At 57.4% G+C, this 20,735-nt stretch carries 17 protein-coding genes; 4 read left to right on the top strand and 13 right to left on the bottom strand.

All coding sequences use genetic code 11. The annotated features are described in order from the left end of the window. Positions 1-5 precede the first annotated feature (5 nt). Positions 6-2,084 (top strand): 4-alpha-glucanotransferase, encoded by a 2,079-nt coding sequence (gene malQ / locus ACMGGU_RS19835; RefSeq protein ID WP_395299641.1) that lies wholly within the window; start codon positions 6-8, stop codon positions 2,082-2,084. Positions 2,085-2,172: 88 nt separating this feature from the next. Here the strand turns inward: malQ and gntT are convergent, their stop codons facing one another. The 3 genes from gntT to gntX form a co-directional block, all read right to left on the bottom strand. Continuing rightward, positions 2,173-3,489 (bottom strand): gluconate transporter, encoded by a 1,317-nt coding sequence (gene gntT, locus ACMGGU_RS19830; RefSeq protein ID WP_024907902.1) that lies wholly within the window; start codon positions 3,487-3,489, stop codon positions 2,173-2,175. Between the two features lie 316 nt (positions 3,490-3,805). Continuing rightward, the gene (gene nfuA / locus ACMGGU_RS19825; RefSeq protein ID WP_008503055.1) at positions 3,806-4,381 is read right to left on the bottom strand and encodes a Fe-S biogenesis protein NfuA; all 576 of its coding nucleotides are present in this window, start codon (positions 4,379-4,381) and stop codon (positions 3,806-3,808) included. Between the two features lie 61 nt (positions 4,382-4,442). Continuing rightward, positions 4,443-5,126 carry a DNA utilization protein GntX gene (gntX, locus tag ACMGGU_RS19820; RefSeq protein WP_262778939.1) on the bottom strand — a complete coding sequence of 228 codons (684 nt, stop codon included), beginning with the start codon at positions 5,124-5,126 and terminating at the stop codon, positions 4,443-4,445. A gap of 36 nt (positions 5,127-5,162) precedes the next feature. Between gntX and bioH the strand changes: the two genes are divergently transcribed. Beyond that, entirely contained in the window at positions 5,163-5,945 is a 783-nt protein-coding gene (gene bioH, locus ACMGGU_RS19815) for a pimeloyl-ACP methyl ester esterase BioH (protein ID WP_420300859.1), read from the top strand. Here bioH and feoC read toward each other — a convergent pair. The 5 genes from feoC to greB all read right to left on the bottom strand — a co-directional run bounded on the left by feoC (position 5,917) and on the right by greB (position 11,957). Continuing rightward, complete coding sequence (feoC, locus tag ACMGGU_RS19810; protein ID WP_045909345.1) at positions 5,917-6,156, bottom strand: [Fe-S]-dependent transcriptional repressor FeoC; 240 nt, start codon at positions 6,154-6,156, stop codon at positions 5,917-5,919. The two genes, bioH and feoC, sit on opposite strands and share 29 nt — an antisense overlap. Positions 6,157-6,168: 12 nt before the next feature. Next, positions 6,169-8,487 (bottom strand): Fe(2+) transporter permease subunit FeoB, encoded by a 2,319-nt coding sequence (gene feoB, locus ACMGGU_RS19805; RefSeq protein ID WP_048027698.1) that lies wholly within the window; start codon positions 8,485-8,487, stop codon positions 6,169-6,171. A gap of 30 nt (positions 8,488-8,517) precedes the next feature. After that, complete coding sequence (gene feoA, locus ACMGGU_RS19800; protein WP_008503050.1) at positions 8,518-8,745, bottom strand: ferrous iron transporter A; 228 nt, start codon at positions 8,743-8,745, stop codon at positions 8,518-8,520. 319 nt (positions 8,746-9,064) lie between these two features. Further along, positions 9,065-11,395 (bottom strand): Tex family protein, encoded by a 2,331-nt coding sequence (locus ACMGGU_RS19795; RefSeq protein ID WP_025910299.1) that lies wholly within the window; start codon positions 11,393-11,395, stop codon positions 9,065-9,067. Between the two features lie 88 nt (positions 11,396-11,483). Next, on the bottom strand, positions 11,484-11,957 hold the full coding sequence (gene greB, locus ACMGGU_RS19790; protein WP_008503048.1) for a transcription elongation factor GreB: 474 nt from the start codon (positions 11,955-11,957) through the stop codon (positions 11,484-11,486). A 228-nt stretch (positions 11,958-12,185) separates the two neighbouring features. Between greB and ompR the strand changes: the two genes are divergently transcribed. Beyond that, on the top strand, positions 12,186-12,905 hold the full coding sequence (gene ompR / locus ACMGGU_RS19785; protein ID WP_001157751.1) for a two-component system response regulator OmpR: 720 nt from the start codon (positions 12,186-12,188) through the stop codon (positions 12,903-12,905). Next, a complete protein-coding gene (envZ, locus tag ACMGGU_RS19780; RefSeq protein ID WP_008503047.1) occupies positions 12,902-14,248 on the top strand; it encodes a two-component system sensor histidine kinase EnvZ in 1,347 nt (448 codons plus the stop codon). Before ompR ends, envZ begins: the two co-directional genes overlap by 4 nt. A 66-nt stretch (positions 14,249-14,314) precedes the next feature. Here envZ and pckA read toward each other — a convergent pair whose 3' ends face one another. The 5 genes from pckA to ACMGGU_RS19755 form a co-directional block, all read right to left on the bottom strand. Continuing rightward, a complete protein-coding gene (gene pckA / locus ACMGGU_RS19775) occupies positions 14,315-15,934 on the bottom strand; it encodes a phosphoenolpyruvate carboxykinase (ATP) (RefSeq protein WP_048226358.1) in 1,620 nt (539 codons plus the stop codon). A 360-nt stretch (positions 15,935-16,294) separates the two neighbouring features. Further along, positions 16,295-17,173 (bottom strand): Hsp33 family molecular chaperone HslO, encoded by an 879-nt coding sequence (gene hslO, locus ACMGGU_RS19770; RefSeq protein WP_023309492.1) that lies wholly within the window; start codon positions 17,171-17,173, stop codon positions 16,295-16,297. 24 nt (positions 17,174-17,197) lie between these two features. Continuing rightward, entirely contained in the window at positions 17,198-17,599 is a 402-nt protein-coding gene (gene hslR, locus ACMGGU_RS19765) for a ribosome-associated heat shock protein Hsp15 (protein WP_063622743.1), read from the bottom strand. Further along, on the bottom strand, positions 17,596-18,279 hold the full coding sequence (yrfG, locus tag ACMGGU_RS19760; RefSeq protein WP_048027692.1) for a GMP/IMP nucleotidase: 684 nt from the start codon (positions 18,277-18,279) through the stop codon (positions 17,596-17,598). The genes hslR and yrfG overlap by 4 nt, the downstream gene beginning before the upstream one ends. A 66-nt stretch (positions 18,280-18,345) precedes the next feature. After that, complete coding sequence (locus ACMGGU_RS19755; protein WP_420300858.1) at positions 18,346-20,481, bottom strand: intracellular growth attenuator family protein; 2,136 nt, start codon at positions 20,479-20,481, stop codon at positions 18,346-18,348. Positions 20,482-20,735 lie beyond the last annotated feature (254 nt).

Raw genomic sequence — 20,735 nt, 5'->3', positions numbered from 1 at the left:
GCGCGATGGAGAGTAAACGTCTGGACAGTGCCGCGCAGGCGGCGGGAATTAGCCTCAGTTACATTAATGCTCACGGCAAACCACAGTCTATTGGCGCCGACACCAAAAGACGTTTGCTGGACGCTATGCACAAAACCGACGCGAAAGCGTCGGCTGCGCCGGTGCCGAACGTGAAGGTATTCACTGCAGGCAAAAAGATGCCGCTCGCGGTGGAGGGGCGCGGCGAGTTTAGCTGGCTGCTCACGACCGAAGAGGGACATCAGCACAAAGGCCACGCCACCGGCGGCAAAACGCTAAACCTTCCGGCGAAGCTGCCGGAGGGCTATCACACCCTGACGCTCACCCAGGACGATCGGCGTTTCCACTGCCGGGTGATCGTCGCGCCTAAACGCTGCTACGAGCCGCAGGCGCTGCTTGAAGGCAAAAAGCTGTGGGGTGCCTGCGTGCAGCTCTATACGCTGCGTTCCAACAGCAACTGGGGCATCGGTGATTTTGGCGATCTGAAGAACATGCTGGCATCCGTGGGCGAGCGCGGCGGCGCGTTTATCGGCCTCAACCCGATCCACGCGCTCTATCCGGCCAACCCGGAGAGCGCCAGCCCGTACAGCCCGTCGTCCCGTCGCTGGCTGAACGTGATTTATATCGACGTTAACGCTTTAGATGACTTCAAAAACAGCCAGGAGGCGCAGGCCTGGTGGAAACTCAGCACCACGCAGCAGGCGCTGAAGCAGGCGCGCGAAGCCGACTGGGTGGATTACTCCACCGTCACGGCGCTGAAAATGGCCGCGCTGCGCCTGGCGTGGAAAGGCTTTTCGCAGCGCGATGACGAGCAGATGGCGGCGTTCCGCCAGTTTGTGACGCAGGAGGGCGAGAGCCTGTACTGGCAGGCGGCGTTTGATGCGCTGCACGCGTATCAGGTGAAAGAGGACGAAATGCGCTGGGGCTGGCCGGTCTGGCCTGAAGCGTATCAATCCGTCGACACGCCGGAAGTGAAAGCGTTCTGTAAAAAATATGCCGATGAAGTGGACTTCTACCTGTGGCTGCAGTGGCTGGCGTACAGCCAGTTTGCCGCCTGCTGGCAGGTGAGCCAGGGCTATAAAATGCCGATTGGCCTGTACCGTGACCTGGCCGTGGGCGTGGCGGAAGGCGGCGCGGAAACCTGGTGCGACCGTGAGCTGTACTGCCTGAAGGCCTCCGTGGGGGCACCACCGGATATCCTGGGCCCGCTCGGCCAGAACTGGGGATTACCGCCGATGGATCCGCACGTCATGGCGGCGCGCGCCTACGAGCCGTTCATCGACCTGCTGCGCGCGAACATGCAGAACTGCGGCGCGTTGCGTATCGACCACGTGATGTCCGTGCTGCGCCTGTGGTGGATCCCGTACGGTGAAACGGCGGATCATGGGGCGTACGTGCAGTATCCGGTTGACGATCTGCTGTCGATCCTGGCTCTGGAAAGCAAGCGTCATCAGTGCATGGTGATCGGTGAAGATCTCGGTACCGTGCCGGTGGAAATTGTCAGCAAGCTTCGCGACAGCGGCGTCTACTCCTATAAAGTGCTCTATTTTGAAAACGACCATGAGAAAACCTTCCGCGCGCCGCAAGCGTACCCTGAACAGTCAATGGCAGTCGCGACGACGCATGACCTTCCTACGCTTCGTGGCTATTGGGAAAGCGGCGATCTGACCCTTGGCAAAACGCTGGGCCTGTATCCTGATGAAGAGGTGTTACGCGGCCTGTATCAGGATCGCGAACTCTCCAAACAGGGGCTGCTGGATGCGCTTCACAAGCAGGGCTGTCTGCCAAAACGTGCCGGGCATAAGGCGTCGCTGATGTCCATGACCTCCACGCTCAACCGTGGTTTGCAGCGTTACATTGCCGACAGCAATAGCGCCCTGCTGGGCCTGCAGCCGGAAGACTGGATTGATATGGCGGAGCCGGTGAACATCCCGGGCACCAGCTATCAGTACAAGAACTGGCGTCGCAAGCTGTCCACCACGCTTGAGGCGATGTTTGCCGATGACGGGGTGAACAGGCTGATTAAGGATTTGGATAAGCGGCGAAAAGCTGCCGGGAAGAAGTAATAAAAAAACCCGCCAGTGGCGGGTTTTTTATTATCCGGTAGTGCTCATGTAGGTCGGGTAAGGCGTAGCCGCCACCCGACTTAGGGCATCAGACCACCATATTCAACAGCAGCACCCCGACCAGACCGCACACCGAAATAATGGTTTCCAGCGCGGACCAGGACTTGATGGTTTCACCGATCGTCAGGTTGAAGTACTCCTTGAACAGCCAGAAGCCCGGGTCGTTAACGTGAGAGAAAATCACGCTACCGGAACCGACGGCGATAACCATCAGCTCAGGACTCACGCCCGTGGTGGCAATCAACGGCGCAACGATGCCGCCGGCGGTGATCGCCGCAACGGTCGCAGAGCCCAGCGCAATACGCAGAACTGCGGCAATAGACCAGGCCATCAGAAGCGGCGACACGTTGGTTTCATGCATCATGGCAGCGATGTATTTGTCCACGCCGCTGTCGACCAGAACCTGTTTGAACGCACCGCCACCGCCGATGATCAGGAGCATCATGGCAATGATTTTGATGGAAGAGGTCAGCGTGTCGTTGATCTGATCCATGGAGCGGCCACGGTTCAGACCGAAGGTGAACATCGCGATCAGCACGGCAATCAGCGTTGCCATCACCGGGTCACCCAGGAATTCCGCCACGGACAGGAACGCATGACCTTTCGGCAGGATCATCTCTGCCACGGCGCGCATCGCCATCAGGATCACCGGTACCAGAGAGGTCCAGACGCTGACGCCAAAGCCAGGCATCTCTTCTTCGGTGAAGGTTTTGGCGCTGTACAGACCTTCCGGGATAGGCTTATCAATCCCTTTCAGGAAGCGGGCATAAACCGGACCTGCCAGAATCACCGTCGGGATCGCCAGAATCGTACCGAACAGCAGGGTTTTACCCATATCCGCGTGGAAGATAGTCGCGATAGCGGTTGGACCCGGGTGCGGCGGCAGGAAGCCGTGGGTCACGGACAGCGCCGCGGCCATAGGCACACCGACATACAGCAGCGGGATGCTCGCGGCAGCCGCAATGGTGAACACCAGCGGCAGCATCAATACGAAGCCTACTTCATAGAACAGCGCGAAACCGACGGTAAAACCGGTTAACACCACTGCCCACTGAATGTTCTTCTTACCAAATTTGTCGATAAGCGTGGTGGCAATACGCTGGGCACCGCCGCAGTCCGCCAGCATTTTACCGAGCATGGCGCCGAAGCCCATGATCAACGCCAGGCTGCCGAGCGTGCCGCCGACACCGGCTTTAATCGAGCTGATAACTTTCACCAGCGGCATCCCCTGCATCAGACCGACTGCAAGCGCCACCAGAACCAGAGCGATAAATCCGTTCATTTTGAAGCGGATCATCAAGAGCAGTAATAACACAACACCGATAGCAACGATGACTAATGGCATGATTTACCTGGCCTTTGAATTGTTATGGGTAACGTCATTGTTTCAACGACAAATTCCGATTGTCCCAACTGGGAACAGAGAAGTAACGGCACTAATACTGATGCCTTTTAAACGATTAAGTTTAGTCGGCTGTTATGAGTGTGTTTAGTGCCCATGAGAATGATACGGGTAACATGGCGTGATTGAGAATCACCCTGGAAGGCAAAATGTGAATTATGAGACGCAGGTCAACATATAGAGGGGAACGAAGAGGGGGAGCAGGGTTTTGTAGGCCCGGTAAGCGTCGCGCCACCGGGCAATACAGACGGGCACTGAATCAGTAGTAGGAGTGCTCGCCGCGCTGGTGTTCGGTCAGGTCACGCACACCTTTCAGTTCCGGGAACTCGTTCAGCAGCTGCTTCTCGATCCCTTCTTTCAGGGTGACATCGACCATTGAACAACCGTTACAACCGCCGCCAAACTGCAGAATGGCAAAACCTTCGTCGGTGATTTCCATCAGGGAAACACGGCCGCCGTGGCCAGCCAGCTGTGGGTTGATCTGGGATTGCAGCAGATACTCAACGCGCTCCATCAGCGGGGCATCGTCAGACACTTTACGCATTTTCGCGTTCGGCGCTTTCAGGGTCAGCTGAGAACCCAGCTGATCGGTGACGAAATCGATCTCCGCATCTTCAAGATACGGTGCGCTCAGCTCATCAACATAGGCGGTGAGCTGTTCAAATTTAAGGGCAGTGTCGGTGGCTTCCACAGCGTCCGGAGGACAATAAGAAACACCACATTCTGCATTCGGAGTGCCTGGATTAATCACAAACACGCGGATCTGCGTCCCTTCTTCCTGATTTGCCAGCAGTTTGGCAAAGTGCGCTTGTGCAGAATCGGAAATACGGATCATAGCTTTGGCCTAATAGTTGACTAAATTACCTGGGTATAATCATACGCCCATTGAAGAAGGGCTACAAGGTACGGCACAGACACCATACCTGAACCGACGCGGCGCCGCTTTGCAAAAGCAGTCGGGAAAGTTCAGCAACGGTACTGCCTGTGGTGACGACATCATCCACAATCGCGATATGGAGACCGTCGACCGGCAATTCAAGGCGAAAGGCATTTTTGAGGTTTCTTTTGCGAAGCCGGGCGCTGAGCTGATGCTGGATGGCGGTGGCATGAACACGTGTCAGCGCGCGGGCATCATACTGACAGCCAAGCCACCGGGCGAGGGGACGGCAGATCAGGTCACTCTGGTTATAGCCCCGCCGCCAGTGTCGACGTCGGTAGAGGGGGACATTCACCAACCTGTCGATTTTCGGCAATGCGCGGTAGCGCCGCGCCTGCAAAACCGCCAGCAGTAGCAGTCGGGCAAGGGGCTGAGCCAGCGCACTCTGGCCGGAAAACTTCAGCGCGTGAATCAGCCTGCTCAGCGGCGGAACATAATCATCCACTGCCACCAGCGCACTCCACGGCGGGGATTTTTTCAGGCAGCGGCCGCAGGGCAAAGAGGGATTGGTGGCCGGTAAACCGCATTGTGGACAGGTCCCGATACGCCATTGCAGCGATCGCGTGCAGACGGAGCAGATGCCCCATCCGCTGAGTGCCAGCGGCATTCTGCATAGCCAGCACAACCCAGGTACTGTTAGCATGTGCAACCTCCATGTGAAAAAAGAGAACAGTAACTGATGAAGACGCTGTGGTGGCAGACCGTAGGGACAGGAAATTGCCATCTTGTGCTGCTGCACGGATGGGGCCTGAATGCAGAGATATGGCATTGCATACGTGAGGAACTTGCCTCGCATTTCACGCTGCATCTGGTGGACTTACCCGGCTTTGGCCGCAGCCGCGGTTTTGGGGCCATGTCGCTTGATGAGATGGCACAGCAGGTTCTGGACGCTGCGCCACAAAACGCTGTCTGGCTGGGCTGGAGCCTGGGCGGGCTGGTGGCAAGCCAGATTGCGCTGTCGCGGCCTGACCGCGTAAAAGCGCTGGTGACGGTGGCATCGTCGCCCTGTTTTAGCGCGCAGGACGCGTGGCCGGGGATAAAACCCGAGGTACTGGCGGGCTTCCAGCAGCAGCTGAGCGAAGATTTCCAGCGGACCGTAGAGCGGTTCCTCGCCCTGCAGACGATGGGAACTGAAACCGCCCGTAAGGATGCCCGTACGCTGAAGCAAACCGTGCTGTCGCTGCCGATGCCGGAGGTGGAGGTGCTTAATGGCGGTCTTGAGCTGCTGAAAACGGTTGACCTGCGCGCGCCGCTGGCCTCCCTGACGATACCGCATCTTCGTATTTATGGTTACCTTGACGGAATTGTGTCGCGCAAAGTGGCTCCGCTGCTGGATGATCTGTGGCCGAAAAGCCAATCAATGGTGGTTGCTAAAGCGGCACACGCGCCGTTTATCTCACATCCTGACGAGTTTTGTTCGGCGCTGACCGTCTTTATTCGCGAAGTGACCACCACTCCGTGAGGCAGGCTTTTCCTTCCGGGCAATGTTTACAGCTGCCGGACAGACAACCGTCCGGCTCTTCCTGAATCCGCACCGCTTTCCCCATGGCTTCCAGTCTTTCCAGCATGGCATCGATCATCGGCTGCGGCGTATGCAGGCTGAGGCTCAGCTGTTTCGCCTCCATTCGCCCCTGCAGCGCCAGCAGATCACGAACCTGAATCAACGATGCCATGATGTGTGCTCCTTAGTGACAGTCGCCCGCCGGGCTGTTGCAGCAGGTTGCGGCGGTTTTACGGTTTGCCAGCAGGTCGATGTCGACGCGGCTGCGTGCCCGCCGCAGCAGACCGAGAACGACCACGTTGAACAGCACAACCGCAAGAATGCAGACCAGGCTGTAGCGTGGGTGCTGGCTGAAGTTAACGGTTTGATAGAACAGCGTCGCCAGCGAGTAGGCAATGTTTAACCCCCACAGGATGGAGAACCCCATCCAGCCGCGGCTGGACTCGCGGGCAATCGCCCCCATCACGGAGATGCACGGAATATAGAGCAGAACGAAGATGAGATAGCTGTAGGCCGCGGACGCGCTGCCAAATTTCTCGCCCATCACGCCCATGGCACCGGTCGCCATTTCGCCATCGCCTTTGCTGGCCTCAATCGGGTTCGCCAGCACGCTCAGGCTGAAGGTGTCTTTCAGGCTCTGCCAGGTTTCCTCTACGGCACCCAGCAGCTCATCACCGAGATGAAACTCAGCCGGGTTAAATTCCTGCTCCTGAATGTTCTCGGCGGTGTAGAGCGTATTCAGGGTACCGACAACCACCTCTTTTGCCATCGCGCCGGTAAACAGGCCGACGGTTGCCTGCCAGTTATCCTCATGCACGCCAATCGGTTTGAAGACCGGCGTGATGACGCGGCTGACGGAGGCGAGGGCAGAGTCGTTAATGTTATCCGCTGCCTGTCCACTCAGGGTGAAGCTGTTCAGGGCGCTCAGGAAAACGCTGACGATGACAATCACCTTACCGGCGCGCAGGACGAAGCCTTTCAGACGCTGCCAGGTCTGGATCGCCAGGCTTTTCAGATGGGGGACGTGGTACACCGGCAGCTCCATCACGAACGGTGACGCCTCACCGCGCATGATGGTGTGCTTGAGCATTAAACCGGTCAGGATCGCCATCACGATGCCCAGGACATACAGCGAGAAGACCGCCAGCGCGCCCTGCTGGCCAAAGAAGGCTGCCGCAAAGACAGCAAAGATTGCCAGGCGGGCACCGCAGGACATAAACGGCGCCATCATAATGGTCATCAGACGTTCACGCGGTGCATCCAGGGTACGTGCGCCCATCACCGACGGCACGTTACAGCCGAAGCCGACGATCAGCGGGACGAAGGATTTACCCGGCAGGCCCAGCGCCTGCATCAGACGATCCATCACGAACGCCGCGCGCGCCATGTAGCCGGAATCTTCCAGGAACGAGAGGAACAGGTACATCATGCCGATCTGCGGCACCAGCGGCAGAACGGTATTGATACCGCCGCCGATCCCCTGCGCGAGGAAGATGGTGAGCCATTCCGGGAAGTGCAGGGTGTAACCCACCCACTGGATCCCGTGGACGAAGACCGCGACGGAACCGGCGTCAAAAATCGGCTGCAGTGCACCACCGATGTTAATGGCAAGCAGGAACATCACGTACATCACCAGCAGGAAGATGGGCAAACCGAGGAAGCGGTTAAGCACAATCTTATCCACTGCCGCCGTAAAGCGGCTGGGTTCCGCCGTCAGCGCGTTACTGACCACGTCGCAAATCGAGGCGATGGCCTGGTAACGGGCATCGGCGATGTGCAGCGCCGGGTCGTCCAGCTCGTCGCTAAGACGGGCCACCGTTACGTCCAGCTTATCGGCCGCATGCCCGGCGTAAGCGCGGCTGTAGATATCCCCTTCCAGCATCTGCAGGCCAAGCCACAGACGCTGTTTCGCAGGCATAGCGTTATCCATCTCCTGCGCCAGCACGTTGGCTTCACGCAGGAGAGGCTGCGCGTAATGCACCAGCTCAACGTCGCGATTTCCCGCGTGACGGTCAATGGCCAGCTTCAGCGCATCAATACCGCGCGCGCGCGTCGAGACCAGCGGAACGACCGGGCACCCCAGGCGCGCGGAGAGGGCATCGACGTCGATGCGCAGCTTTTGTTTCTCTGCGATATCGAGCATGTTGAGCGCCACGATGCAGGGGATACCCAGCTCCAGCAGCTGCAGCGTCAGATAAAGGTTACGCTCGAGGTTTGAGGCGTCTACCACGTTGATCAGCAGATCCGCGTCGCCGCCAAGAATATAGTGACAGGCGATTTGCTCATCGAGCGAGGTTTGCGACGAAATGGTGGTTAAGGAGTAGGTGCCGGGAAGGTCAACCAGCGTCACCTGGTTGTCTGTCGTCGTGAACTGGCCCTCTTTACGTTCAACCGTCACGCCCGCCCAGTTGCCCACGCGCTGGCGAGCCCCGGTCAACTGGTTAAAAAGCGTGGTCTTGCCGGAATTAGGATTGCCAATTAAGCCAATAGTTAACTTTTTCATTTTTTTAGACTCACTGAAACCGCTGGCTTGTTATCGGGATAAGGCTTCGACTTCTATTAACGCGAGGTCTTTTTTACGCAGGACCAGATTCACGCGTCGGGTTTCGATATGAACCGGATCGCCTAACGGCGCCACGCGTACGACCTGGAATGACGAACCGGGCAGCATGCCCAGCGACAGCAGCTTCTGCCGATAGGCCGGGCTAATTTCGCGGGTAAAACCGGTAATCTTCCATGCACTGTCTGGAGTGAATTGCATAACGCCTGATTCCACGAAAGGTTAAATTATCTACTATGCGATGATAATGAGAATAGTTTTTATCAGCAATATTAAAACTGTGACGGAATGTTGTTTGCGATATTAATTTACGGCCTTTTTGACCTTGCTCAATATTTGCTGAAATGCCGGGAAAACGAAAAGCGGAGTATTTGTTAACGGGGTGATAATTCGCGGTTTAAATATGGCTACACACTATTTATTTTAATTTCCTGCGGCCTGCTTGCCGGGCGGCACTGCGTTTGCCCGGCCTACAAAACCGTAGGCCCGGTAAGCGCAGCGCCACCGGGCATTTATGACCTTAGCGTTTTTTACCCATCGCGGCCGCCAGCGCATCCATCATCGCGCTGTTGCCTGCAGGCTGGGCATCACGTCCACGCGGTTTTGCCGCTTTCGCGGCCGGACGCTGCTGCTCGCGGCCCCCACCGTTGCCGCCGCGGCGCGCGTTGGTGTCACCCGGCTGCTCGTCCAGACGCATGGTGAGCGCGATACGCTTGCGCTGCAGGTCCACTTCCAGCACTTTGACCTTCACGATGTCGCCCGCTTTGACCACGGTGTGCGGGTCTTCAACGAACTTGTCGGCAAGGGATGAGATATGGACCAGGCCATCCTGATGCACGCCGATATCCACGAACGCGCCAAAGTTGGTGACGTTAGTCACCGCACCTTCCAGCACCATGCCTGGCAGCAGGTCGTTCATGGTCTCGATACCGTCAGCAAAGGTCGCGGTTTTGAACTCAGGACGCGGATCGCGGCCCGGTTTTTCCAGCTCTTTGATAATGTCGGTAACGGTTGGCACACCAAATTTGTCGTCGGTGAAATCGACGGCTTTCAGGTTGCGCAGGGCGCTGCTGTCGCCCATGAGATCTTTCAGCGCCTGCTGGGTAGCGGCCAGGATGCGTTCCACCACCGGATACGCTTCCGGGTGAACGGTGGAGGCATCGAGCGGGTTATCGCCGTGGTTGATGCGCAGGAAGCCCGCGCACTGCTCAAACGCTTTTGGCCCCAGACGGCTTACCTTCAGCAGCTGCTGACGGTTCTGGAACTGGCCGTTCTCGTCGCGCCAGGCGACGATGTTCTGCGCCATCATGCGGGTTAAGCCCGCCACGCGGGTCAGCAGAGGAACGGAGGCGGTGTTCAGGTCAACGCCAACGGCGTTTACGCAGTCTTCCACGACCGCATCCAGCTTGCGCGCCAGCTGAGTCTGGCTCACGTCGTGCTGATACTGGCCCACGCCGATCGATTTCGGATCGATCTTCACCAGTTCCGCCAGCGGATCCTGCAGACGGCGAGCGATCGAGACCGCGCCGCGCAGGGAAACATCCAGGTCCGGGAACTCCTGTGCCGCCAGCTCGGACGCGGAGTAGACGGATGCCCCGGCCTCGCTGACGATCACTTTCTGTGCCGTCACTTTCGGGAACTGCTTCTGCACGTCGAGATAGAAACGCTCGGTTTCGCGGGACGCCGTACCGTTGCCGATGGCGACCAGCTCGACGTTGTATTTTTCGCACAGCGCCGCCACCACGACGGCCGCTTTCGCTGCCTGGCCGGTGTGCGGATAGATGGTGTCGGTGGCGACCAGCTTGCCGGTGCCGTCAACGACAGCGACTTTTACACCGGTACGCAGACCCGGATCGAGACCCATGGTCGCGCGCAGGCCAGCAGGGGCGGCCATCAGCAGGTCGTGCAGGTTGCGGGCGAAGACGTTAATCGCTTCATCTTCAGCACGTTCGCGCACGGTGCCCATCAGCTCGGTTTCGAGGTGCATCAGCACCTTGATGCGCCAGGTCCAGCTCACCACGCCTTTACGCCAGCTGTCAGCCGGGGCGTTGTTCAGGCGCAGACCGAGATGGTCGATGATGATCTGCTCGCAGTGGCTCTCTTTCGGCGGCTCGTCAAACTGCGGGTCGGCGTTCAGGGAGAGCTGCAGCACGCCTTCGTTGCGGCCGCGGAACATTGCCAGCGCGCGGTGGGAAGGGGTGGTGGAAATCGGTTCGTGGTGATCGAAGTAGTCGCGGAATTTCGCGCCTTCTTCCTCTTTACCCGCGACGACGGTAGAGACGATGTGGGCGTTCTTCCACAGGTAATCACGCACTTTGGCGAGCAGGGCAGCGTCTTCGGCGAAGCGCTCCATCAGAATATAGCGCGCGCCGTCAAGGGCGGCCTTGGTGTCCGCTACGCCTTTGTCGGCGTCGATGAATTTCGCCGCTTCGGTATCCGGATCGTGGGACGGTTCGTTCCACAGCAGGTCGGCCAGCGGCTCAAGACCCGCTTCAATCGCTATCTGTCCGCGCGTGCGGCGCTTCGGCTTGTACGGCAGATAGAGGTCTTCGAGTTCGGTTTTGCTCAGGGTGCCATTGATAGCGCTTTCCAGTTCGCTGGTCAGCTTGCCCTGTTCGCCGATGGATTTGAGGATCGCCTGACGACGTTCTTCCAGTTCGCGCAGATAACCGAGACGGGTTTCCAGGTTACGCAGCTGCGTGTCATCCAGACCGCCGGTGACTTCCTTACGATAGCGTGCAATAAACGGCACGGTGTTCCCTTCATCAAGCAGGCGAACGGCAGCTTCTACCTGTTCGGCTCTGGCCTGAAGTTCACCCGCAATAATGCGGCAGAGCGAATCTTTCATCATGGCTTTATCATCTGTTGAGTCGAAAAAATCAGGGGATAGTTATACGGGCTGACACGGCAAAATGCCAGCCGGGGAGGGCGCTCTCGGACTATTTTACGTAGACGATCTCATTAACGTACCAGCTGGCTTCACCGGCTGGGGTCTGCACGACGGCCAGATCGCCCACTTCCTTTTTCAGCAGCGCGCGGGCCATCGGCGAGTCGATGGAGATGTAATCCTTACGACCAAAAATTTCATCGTAGCCGACAATGCGAAAGCGCAGGGTGTCACCGTCGTCGTTTTCAATCTCCACCCACGCGCCGAAGAACACTTTGCCCTCCTGCTGCGGGGAGTAATCGACAATTTTTAGATTTTCGAGGCATTTCGTCAGATAGCGTACCCGGCGGTCAATTTCGCGCAGCCGCTTCTTGTTGTACTGGTAGTCAGCGTTTTCGCTGCGATCGCCCAGGCTCGCGGCCCAGGTCACCTTTTTGGTTACCTCAGGACGCTCTTCGCGCCAGAGGAAATCCATCTCTTTTTTAAGTTTCTCGTACCCTTCGCGGGTGATCAGGGGCGTTTTCATGGTGCTGCCTTTGCTGCCGGTTCTCTGTTTTGCGCACAATACGTACCACACAGTGTAACAGACAGGATTAATAATGATTTATGTGATGAAATGAACAGATAAGCTGCTGTTAAATATGCTTTGTAACAATTTCGACTAGAATTTATACCAGAATTAACTGGTCGAATACGTGCACTTTTTTAGAATACGCTGTTACAAAGACTATCCGAACCTTTGGGAGTACACACAATGCAAGAAAACTACAAAATTCTGGTCGTGGATGACGACATGCGCCTGCGTGCGCTGCTGGAACGTTATCTGACCGAGCAGGGCTTCCAGGTTCGTAGCGTCGCGAACGCTGAGCAGATGGACCGTCTGCTGACCCGTGAATCTTTCCATCTGATGGTTCTCGACCTGATGCTGCCTGGCGAAGATGGGCTTTCTATCTGCCGCCGTCTGCGCAGCCAGAGCAACCCGATGCCGATCATCATGGTGACGGCGAAGGGCGAAGAAGTTGACCGTATCGTGGGCCTCGAAATCGGCGCCGACGACTATATTCCAAAACCGTTTAACCCGCGTGAACTGCTGGCGCGCATTCGCGCCGTACTGCGTCGTCAGGCGAACGAACTGCCGGGCGCGCCGTCGCAGGAAGAAGCCGTTATTGCCTTCGGCAAGTTCAAGCTGAACCTCGGCACGCGCGAAATGTTCCGTGAAGACGAGCCGATGCCGCTCACCAGCGGCGAGTTTGCGGTCCTGAAAGCGCTGGTCAGCCACCCGCGTGAACCGCTTTCCCGTGACAAGCTCATGAACCTGGCGCGCGGTCGCGAATACTCCGCAATGGAACGCTCTATCGACGTGCAGATCTCCCGCCTGCGCCGCATGGTAGAAGAAGATCCGGCGCATCCTCGTTATATTCAGACCGTATGGGGTCTGGGCTACGTGTTCGTCCCGGACGGCTCTAAAGCATGAGGCGAATGCGCTTCTCGCCGCGAAGCTCGTTTGCCCGCACCCTGTTACTGATCGTCACCCTGCTGTTCGTCAGCCTGGTGACGACCTACCTGGTGGTGCTGAACTTTGCGATCCTGCCGAGCCTCCAGCAGTTTAATAAGGTCCTGGCCTACGAAGTGCGTATGCTGATGACCGATAAGCTGCAGCTGGAGGACGGCACGCAGCTCGTCGTTCCCCCGGCGTTTCGTCGTGAAATCTACCGTGAACTGGGCATCTCGCTCTACTCGAATGAAGCGGCGGAAGACGCGGGCCTGCGCTGGGCGCAGCACTATGAATTCCTCAGCCAGCAGATGGCGCAACAGCTGGGTGGCCCGACGGAAGTGCGCGTTGAGGTCAACAAAAGCTCGCCCGTCGTCTGGCTGAAAACCTGGCTGTCACCCAACATCTGGGTGCGCGTCCCGCTGACCGAAATCCATCAGGGCGATTTCTCGCCGCTGTTCCGCTATACCCTGGCGATCATGCTGCTGGCGATAGGTGGGGCCTGGCTGTTTATCCGTATACAGAACCGACCGCTGGTCGACCTGGAGCACGCTGCGCTGCAGGTCGGTAAAGGCATTATTCCTCCTCCGCTGCGCGAGTATGGCGCCTCGGAAGTCCGCTCGGTGACGCGTGCGTTTAACCATATGGCGGCAGGCGTGAAGCAGCTGGCGGATGACCGTACGCTGCTGATGGCGGGCGTGAGCCATGACCTGCGCACCCCCCTGACGCGTATCCGTCTGGCGACGGAGATGATGGGAGAAGAGGACGGTTATCTCGCCGAGTCCATCAACAAGGATATCGAAGAGTGCAACGCCATCATCGAGCAGTTCATCGACTACCTGCGCACCGGTCAGGAGATGCCGATGGAGATGGCGGATCTGAACGCGGTGCTGGGCGAAGTGGTGGCGGCGGAAAGCGGCTACGAGCGCGAGATTGATACCGACCTTCAGGCGGGCGAGATCCAGGTACGCATGCACCCGCTCTCCATTAAGCGCGCGGTGGCCAACATGGTGGTTAACGCGGCGCGCTACGGCAACGGCTGGATTAAGGTCAGCAGCGGCTCTGAACTCAACCGCGCCTGGTTCCAGGTGGAAGACGACGGTCCGGGCATCAAGCCCGAGCAGCGTAAGCATCTGTTCCAGCCGTTTGTACGCGGCGACAGCGCGCGCAGCACCAGCGGTACAGGCTTAGGCCTGGCGATTGTGCAGCGTATTGTGGATAACCATAACGGGTTGCTGGAGATTGGTACCAGCGAGCGGGGTGGGTTGAGCATTCGCGCCTGGTTGCCGGTTCCGGTGACGCGGGGGCAGGTGAAAGAGAGTTGAAAAAAGGGTGGCACGAGCCACCCTTTTTTACAGGTCGGGTAAGGCGAAGCCGCCACCCGACATGGACTACAGTTTTGGACCCGCACTCACCAGCGCAGCACCCGCCGGGGTATCGGTGTACTTCTCGAAGTTCTCGATAAACAGCTTCGCCAGCGATTCCGCTTTCTCACGCCACTGCTCCGGCGAACCGTACGTATTGCGCGGGTCGAGGATATGCGTATCCACACCCGGCAGCGACGTTGGGATCGCCAGATCAAACATCGGCAGCGTGAAGGTTTCGGCGTCGTCCAGAGAACCATCCAGAATGGCGTCGATAATGGCGCGGGTATCTTTGATGGAGATACGTTTGCCGGTGCCGTTCCAGCCGGTGTTCACCAGGTATGCCTGCGCGCCGGATGCCTGCATGCGTTTCACCAGCACTTCAGCGTACTGCGTCGGGTGCAGCGACAGGAAGGCTGCGCCGAAGCAGGCGGAGAAGGTTGGGGTTGGCTCCGTCACGCCGCGCTCGGTACCCGCCAGCTTGGCGGTGAAACCGGAAAGGAAGTGGTACTGCGTCTGGCTGGCCGTCAGGCGAGACACCGGAGGCAGCACGCCGAACGCATCCGCCGTCAGGAAAATAACCTTCGTGGCATGACCCGCTTTCGACACCGGCTTCACGATATTGTCGATGTGGTAAATCGGATAAGAGACGCGGGTGTTTTCTGTTTTCGACGCATCGTCGAAGTCGATGGAGCCGTCGGCACGCACGGTGACGTTTTCCAGCAGCGCATCGCGACGGATCGCGTGGAAGATATCCGGCTCGGCCTCTTCAGACAGGCGAATGGTCTTCGCGTAGCAGCCGCCTTCAAAGTTGAATACGCCGTCGTCATCCCAGCCGTGTTCGTCATCACCAATCAGACGACGTTTTGGATCGGTAGACAGGGTGGTTTTCCCGGTGCCGGAAAGGCCGAAGAAGACCGCCACGTCGCCTTTTTCACCGACGTTAGCCGAGCAGTGCATAGAGGCGATGCCCCGCAGCGGCAGCAGGTAGTTCATGACCGAGAACATCCCTTTCTTCATTTCGCCGCCGTACCAGGTACCGCCGATCAGCTGGATACGCTCGGTCAGGTTGAAGGCAATAAAGTTTTCGGAGTTCAGACCCTGCTCTTTCCACTGTGGGTTGGTGCATTTCGCGCCGTTCATCACGATGAAATCAGGGGTGAAGTTCTGCAGCTCTTCGTCGGTTGGACGGATAAACATGTTTTTCACGAAATGCGCCTGCCAGGCCACTTCGGTGATAAAACGTACGGAGAGACGGGTGTCGGCGTTAGCACCGCAGAAAGCGTCGACAATAAACAAACGCTTGCCGGAAAGTTGATGGGTGACGAGCCCTTTCAGGTGCTGCCAGGTTTCCGGAGAGAGCGGTTTGTTGTCGTTCTTCCCTTTGCCCTTGTCAGCCCACCACAGCGTATCGCGGGTGGTTTCGTCTCGGACGATATACTTATCTTTCGGCGAACGACCGGTAAAGATACCGGTATCGACGGCGATAGCACCAAGATTCGTCAACACACCGCGCTCGTATCCTTCCAGTGCTGGATTGAGCTCTTCCTGATACAGCGTATCGTAGTCGGGGTTGTAGACGACTTCCTGGACGTCGTGAATACCATAAGCCTTGAGATCTTGCGGGGTTAAACCAGTAACACGCATATCACTGCTCCTTAGCCAATATGTACTGCCTGAAATTGTAGGGTTTTTCTGAGGTTGTTTACCGCGACGGGGCTCATAGATTCACGCATCTGGACAAAACCCTTACTAACGGAAAACGCTGCGACTCCAGTCACAGCGCAGGCGGATTATCGCAGGAATCGCTTTTTGGTTGGGGAAAATGTTCCGAAAAGGTTAAAGGCTGGTGATTTTATCGGAGAGAATGTGAATGTAATCGCATACACGTAAGAAAATTACGTAAGAGTTACATTGGGAAAACGATTCAGCTTGGGGGGAGTTTTTTGCCCCTCAGCCCAGCCCTCTCCCCTTTGGGGAGAAGGTTAAGGTGAGGGGAAGAGAGGTTTAGTGAACCTGCGGATCCGCCGGGGAGGCGTTATTGCGGATCTCAGCGATATCCATCGAATTGAACACATAGTGCGTACCGCAGTAGTCACAGTGCATATCAATTTCGCCGTCTTCCGCCATGATGCTGTCGATCTCTTCATCCGGCAGGGTTTTCAGTGCGCCAGCGCAGCGCTCGCGGGAGCAGGTGCACTTAAACTCCACAGACTGCGGGTCGTAGACGGTCACTTCTTCTTCGTGGTACAGACGCCACAGCACGTCGGTCGCCGACAGATTGAACAGCTCTTCCGCTTTGATGGTTTCGGTCAGCGTCGCCAGGTGCTCAAAATCATTGGTCTGCGCGTCCTGCGCAGGCAGAACCTGCAGCAGCATCCCGCCAGCAGCAGGCTGGCCGTCTACTTCACCGGTGCGGATGAACAGGCGAGTCGGCAACTGTTCAGAACGCATGAAGTAATCTTCCAGGCAGGCTGCGAGGGTATCGCCTTCCAGACCCACCACGCCCTGATAGCGCTCACCTTCCTCTGGGGAGATGGTGATCACCAGGTAGCCATTACCCACCAGCGTTTTGAGGTCAGCATTCTCAGGCACGTCGCCCTGAACGCGCGCCACGCCGCGCATCTGCTGCTGGTTATTGCCGTTGATGACCGCCAGCGTCATCGGGCCGTCACCCTGCAGCTGCACGGTGATATCACCGGCAAATTTCAGCGTCGCCGTCAGCAGGCTGGTGGCAACCAGCAGTTCGCCCAACAGGGTCTTCACCGGCAGCGGGTAGTTGTGGTTTTCCAGAATCTGTTTCCAGGTTTCGGATACGGTGACCAGCTCGCCGCGCACGGCGAATTGTTCAAACAGATAGCGGTGTAATTGGTCGTGTTGGGCCATAATAGTCTCTCGTGCAGGTGAGGGTTACTCGGTCTCACCGTGTTTAAATTTCATCAGATCGCGGCGCTCTTTTTTGTCCGGTCGCCGGTCCGGGTGGGGCATGGTCAGCGCATTCATTTTGCGCGCCAGCGCGGTCTTCTCGCGCTTTTCTATGCTTTCCGCCGTTTCTTCATAAAGCAGTACGGCTTCGGCTGCCGGCCGTCGTTGTTCGGTAATGGCTTTAATCACTACCGTACGTTCATCGTTGCCCTGACGCAGCGTTAAGGTGGCATTCAGCTCAACCAGCTTGCTTGGTTTGCTGCGCTGGCCGTTGTAATGCACTTTTCCGCCGTCAATCATCTCGCGGGCAAGGGCGCGCGTCTTATAAAAACGCGCCGCCCACAGCCATTTATCCAGTCTTACCCCGTCAGAGGGTTTTTCTTTCATGGCCTCTCCTTCACGGTCAGTGAGGGGATCATCTGGCGATAGTCGTTCAGTCCCGGATGGCGCAGATAGCTTTTTTCAGCCAGGCCAGAGTCAGGATTGGTGACGCCCAGACAATAGCGAATGCCAAACTTAGCCGCGGAATCCAGAATGGGTTCGCTGTCATCAATGAACAGCGTGCGTTCCGGCTGCAAACCCGTCTCTTCCTTCACCGCATGCCACAACCGCTGATCCTCTTTCGGATAACCAAATGTGTGGGTGGAAAGTAATAAATCAAGGTGTGATGCCAGACCCGTATGCTCCAGCTTCACGGCCAGGTTATGGGGATGCGCGTTGGTCAGCAAAATGCGGCGCTTGCCGCTTGCTTTCAGCGCGTCCAGGAACGGAACCGTATCCTCGCGCAGCACGGCGCGTGGACCCTGGGCGGTGGTCATGGCACAAATATCCAGACCGAGGCGCTCGCTCCAGTAGTCAAGACAGTACCAGTTTAGCGTATGTTGCACGGCACTATATTGCGAACGAATGAATGCCTGCGCTTCTGCCGGGGAGATCCCCTGCTGCTCGCCATAGGTTTCTGGAACCAGCGTTTGCCAGAAATAGTTATCAAAGGCGAGATCGAGCAGCGTGCCGTCCATATCCAGCAGAACGGTATCAACCTCCTGCCAGGCGATATCAAGATGCATAAGGGGAACTCCAGCCAGAAGAAACGTGCGCGACAGGGTAGCACATCTTGCCGCGCAACGACGTTATCAGATCAGGCTCTCAGAGGAGGGGATCAGCTTAGGATTGAGGCAGTTTTCGTAATATTGCTGGATCTCGGCAAGCCGGGTGCGCGAGCGCTGGTAGCGGCGCAGGGCCATAAAGCCGTTCCAGAAAATGGCGACTAGCATTGCGGTCATCAGCAGAGAGGTGCCGATGTAACGCCACAGCCCTGCGCTATCCGGCATCCGGTGCAGGCCGATATGGCGAGTACCGTTGGCGTCGGTGTAGAGGCTTGTGACGATCCCTTCGGCACTGAACGGCGTTTGCATCAGCATCTGCGCCAGGCGCTGGAATTGACTCCACTGCTCCTGCGCCGGGTAGTCGTAAAGCGCAACCTGCGGGTAAGGCTGATCGACCAGGTCGCTGCCCTCATCGCTAACAATCACAAACCCGCCCGGTGCCGGGCTGTTCAGCGCCTGAGCCGCTCGGGTGGTCTCACGCATCATGAACGGCGACGTGGAGGTGGCGACCAGGTTATCCAGCGATTCAGCGCTCACCGGACGCAGCAGCACGTTGACGCCATCCAGCCGTCCAGCTTCGGCGCGTTTCACCAGCGAGTCCCAGTCTTTACTGTTCCCCAGGTTTACCAGGGCATTTTTAAGACGTATGCACTCATCCTGCGAAGAACAGAGATCCTGTGTTTTCAGAACGATGTCACCAAAATCATCCAGCAGAACCATGCCTGACTTTTGAATGGCCGAGCGCAGCGCGGGGCTGACGCGCGAATCATCGTCCGGTTTCGGATGCAGCTGGCGGTTAACCGTCTGGGTAAGGGCCGTGGCTTTATTCACCACTTCGGATTCCGGCAGCGGCAGCGGCGGTGCGTCGTTCCAGATAATTTGCGAGCAATCAAACGGCATGAACGGTGAGTTCTGGCGCGTGTTCCACGCCCCCGGCGTGTGAATATTACACATCCCGGTTCCCTTCAGGCGCAGCGTGTCCCCCACGCGGACACCGGCTTCATCCAGCTTGTTGACGCTGGTCGCTTCAATGGTTTGCGCCCCTTTGATCCACGACAGGGTAAATTTGATGGGCATATCCAGCGGCACAAAGAGCAGCAGCATGACTAAGACCAGCGCCGCGCCTCCGGCAATGACCGTGCTGCGAAGCCAGTGCTGAAGCGGGAAATTTTTCACTTCATCATGCAGGGATAAGAAGCGCCCCTGACGCACAACGTGGCGGTCAAGGTAGATATCAATATCGGTTTTCTGGCCCAGATCCTGCGCAATCCACGGTTGCCAGTGGCGCGGGTAGATCAGGTCAATAATTCCCAGCGAAATATTGTTGAGGTGTTCCTGATCGTTTTCACCGAACAGACCCCAGCGCTTTGGCGTACCACGCAGGCAGTGGATCTCGCGCAACGAGGTTTTGGCCGGTGGAGCAAAGAGCCCCCAAAGTCCGCCCGCCAGCAGCAGCACCGCCCCGCCCGCCAGCCAGGGGACAAACACATCCGGCGTCAGCAGGCAGATAAAAAAGAGCAGGAAAGCGGCGACGATCAGCAGAGCTTCACGAATACCGTCCGGTCGGCTCAGGGCGTACTCTTCATGGGTTTCCTGGCGAATGTTCAGCAGTTCAATCTGCTCTGTCTCTTCGCCACGAATGGAGGCCTGTGTTGAACTGGCGCGTTCCAGCGCAAAACGCGGGGCTTCCTGAAGATATTCATTCAGCGTGTGGCCGTTAAGCGAGATAACCAGAGGCAACGAATCGGTGTGAATCAGCTCAACGCTGTTTTCGTCATTAATGTATTGCTCCCATGACGGAGGCAGATGCACTTCGACGGAATCCAGGTAATAGCGCCATTTGTTGGGGTCATCAGTGGTAATGCCGTAGCGTGTGATGGAACGCGTCACGCAGAGCACGGTGTCACTTTGCGCATTAAGCTTTAGCGCGACGGGCGCAGTGGTGGCTCCCGTTGGCCCAGGCGTGAGCTGAGAACGGTTCAGGATTTCGAGATAGTTTTCAACTGCATCGCGCTCTTCTTGCGTGAGTTTACGCGTGGTCGCGCCCGCAAATGCATTTAAAAAGGGCAGACGATAACGTCGCTGTACGCGACGCCTGTACAACCACCCTGCAACCAATGCGCCGGCCAGCATAGCAGCGAGAACAATCAAAATGGTGCTCATGCTTTCCCCATCTTACTTATCTTCTTACAGGTGTAGTCAGTAGCACCTTTACATTGAATGAGTGTCTGTGGTTGGCTATCGGCAAGTATGGAGTCGAACTTGAGCATTCTGAAGCGCATCCCAGTGACCGGTGATGATAGCAAAGCCTGTTATGGCGCGATATCAGCAAATTCCTGGAAACATTTCAACCTCTTGACATTTGTTTTGAATTGAGGATTGATCCCAAATAAGTTGCATAAATGTAAATAAAGAAC

This window comes from Enterobacter sp. BNK-8 (assembly GCF_048685095.1).
In the GTDB taxonomy this organism is placed as follows: domain Bacteria; phylum Pseudomonadota; class Gammaproteobacteria; order Enterobacterales; family Enterobacteriaceae; genus Enterobacter; species Enterobacter quasiroggenkampii.
The sequence above is the reverse complement of the archived record's forward strand: the minus strand, read 5'-3'. Positions and strand labels throughout refer to the sequence as shown.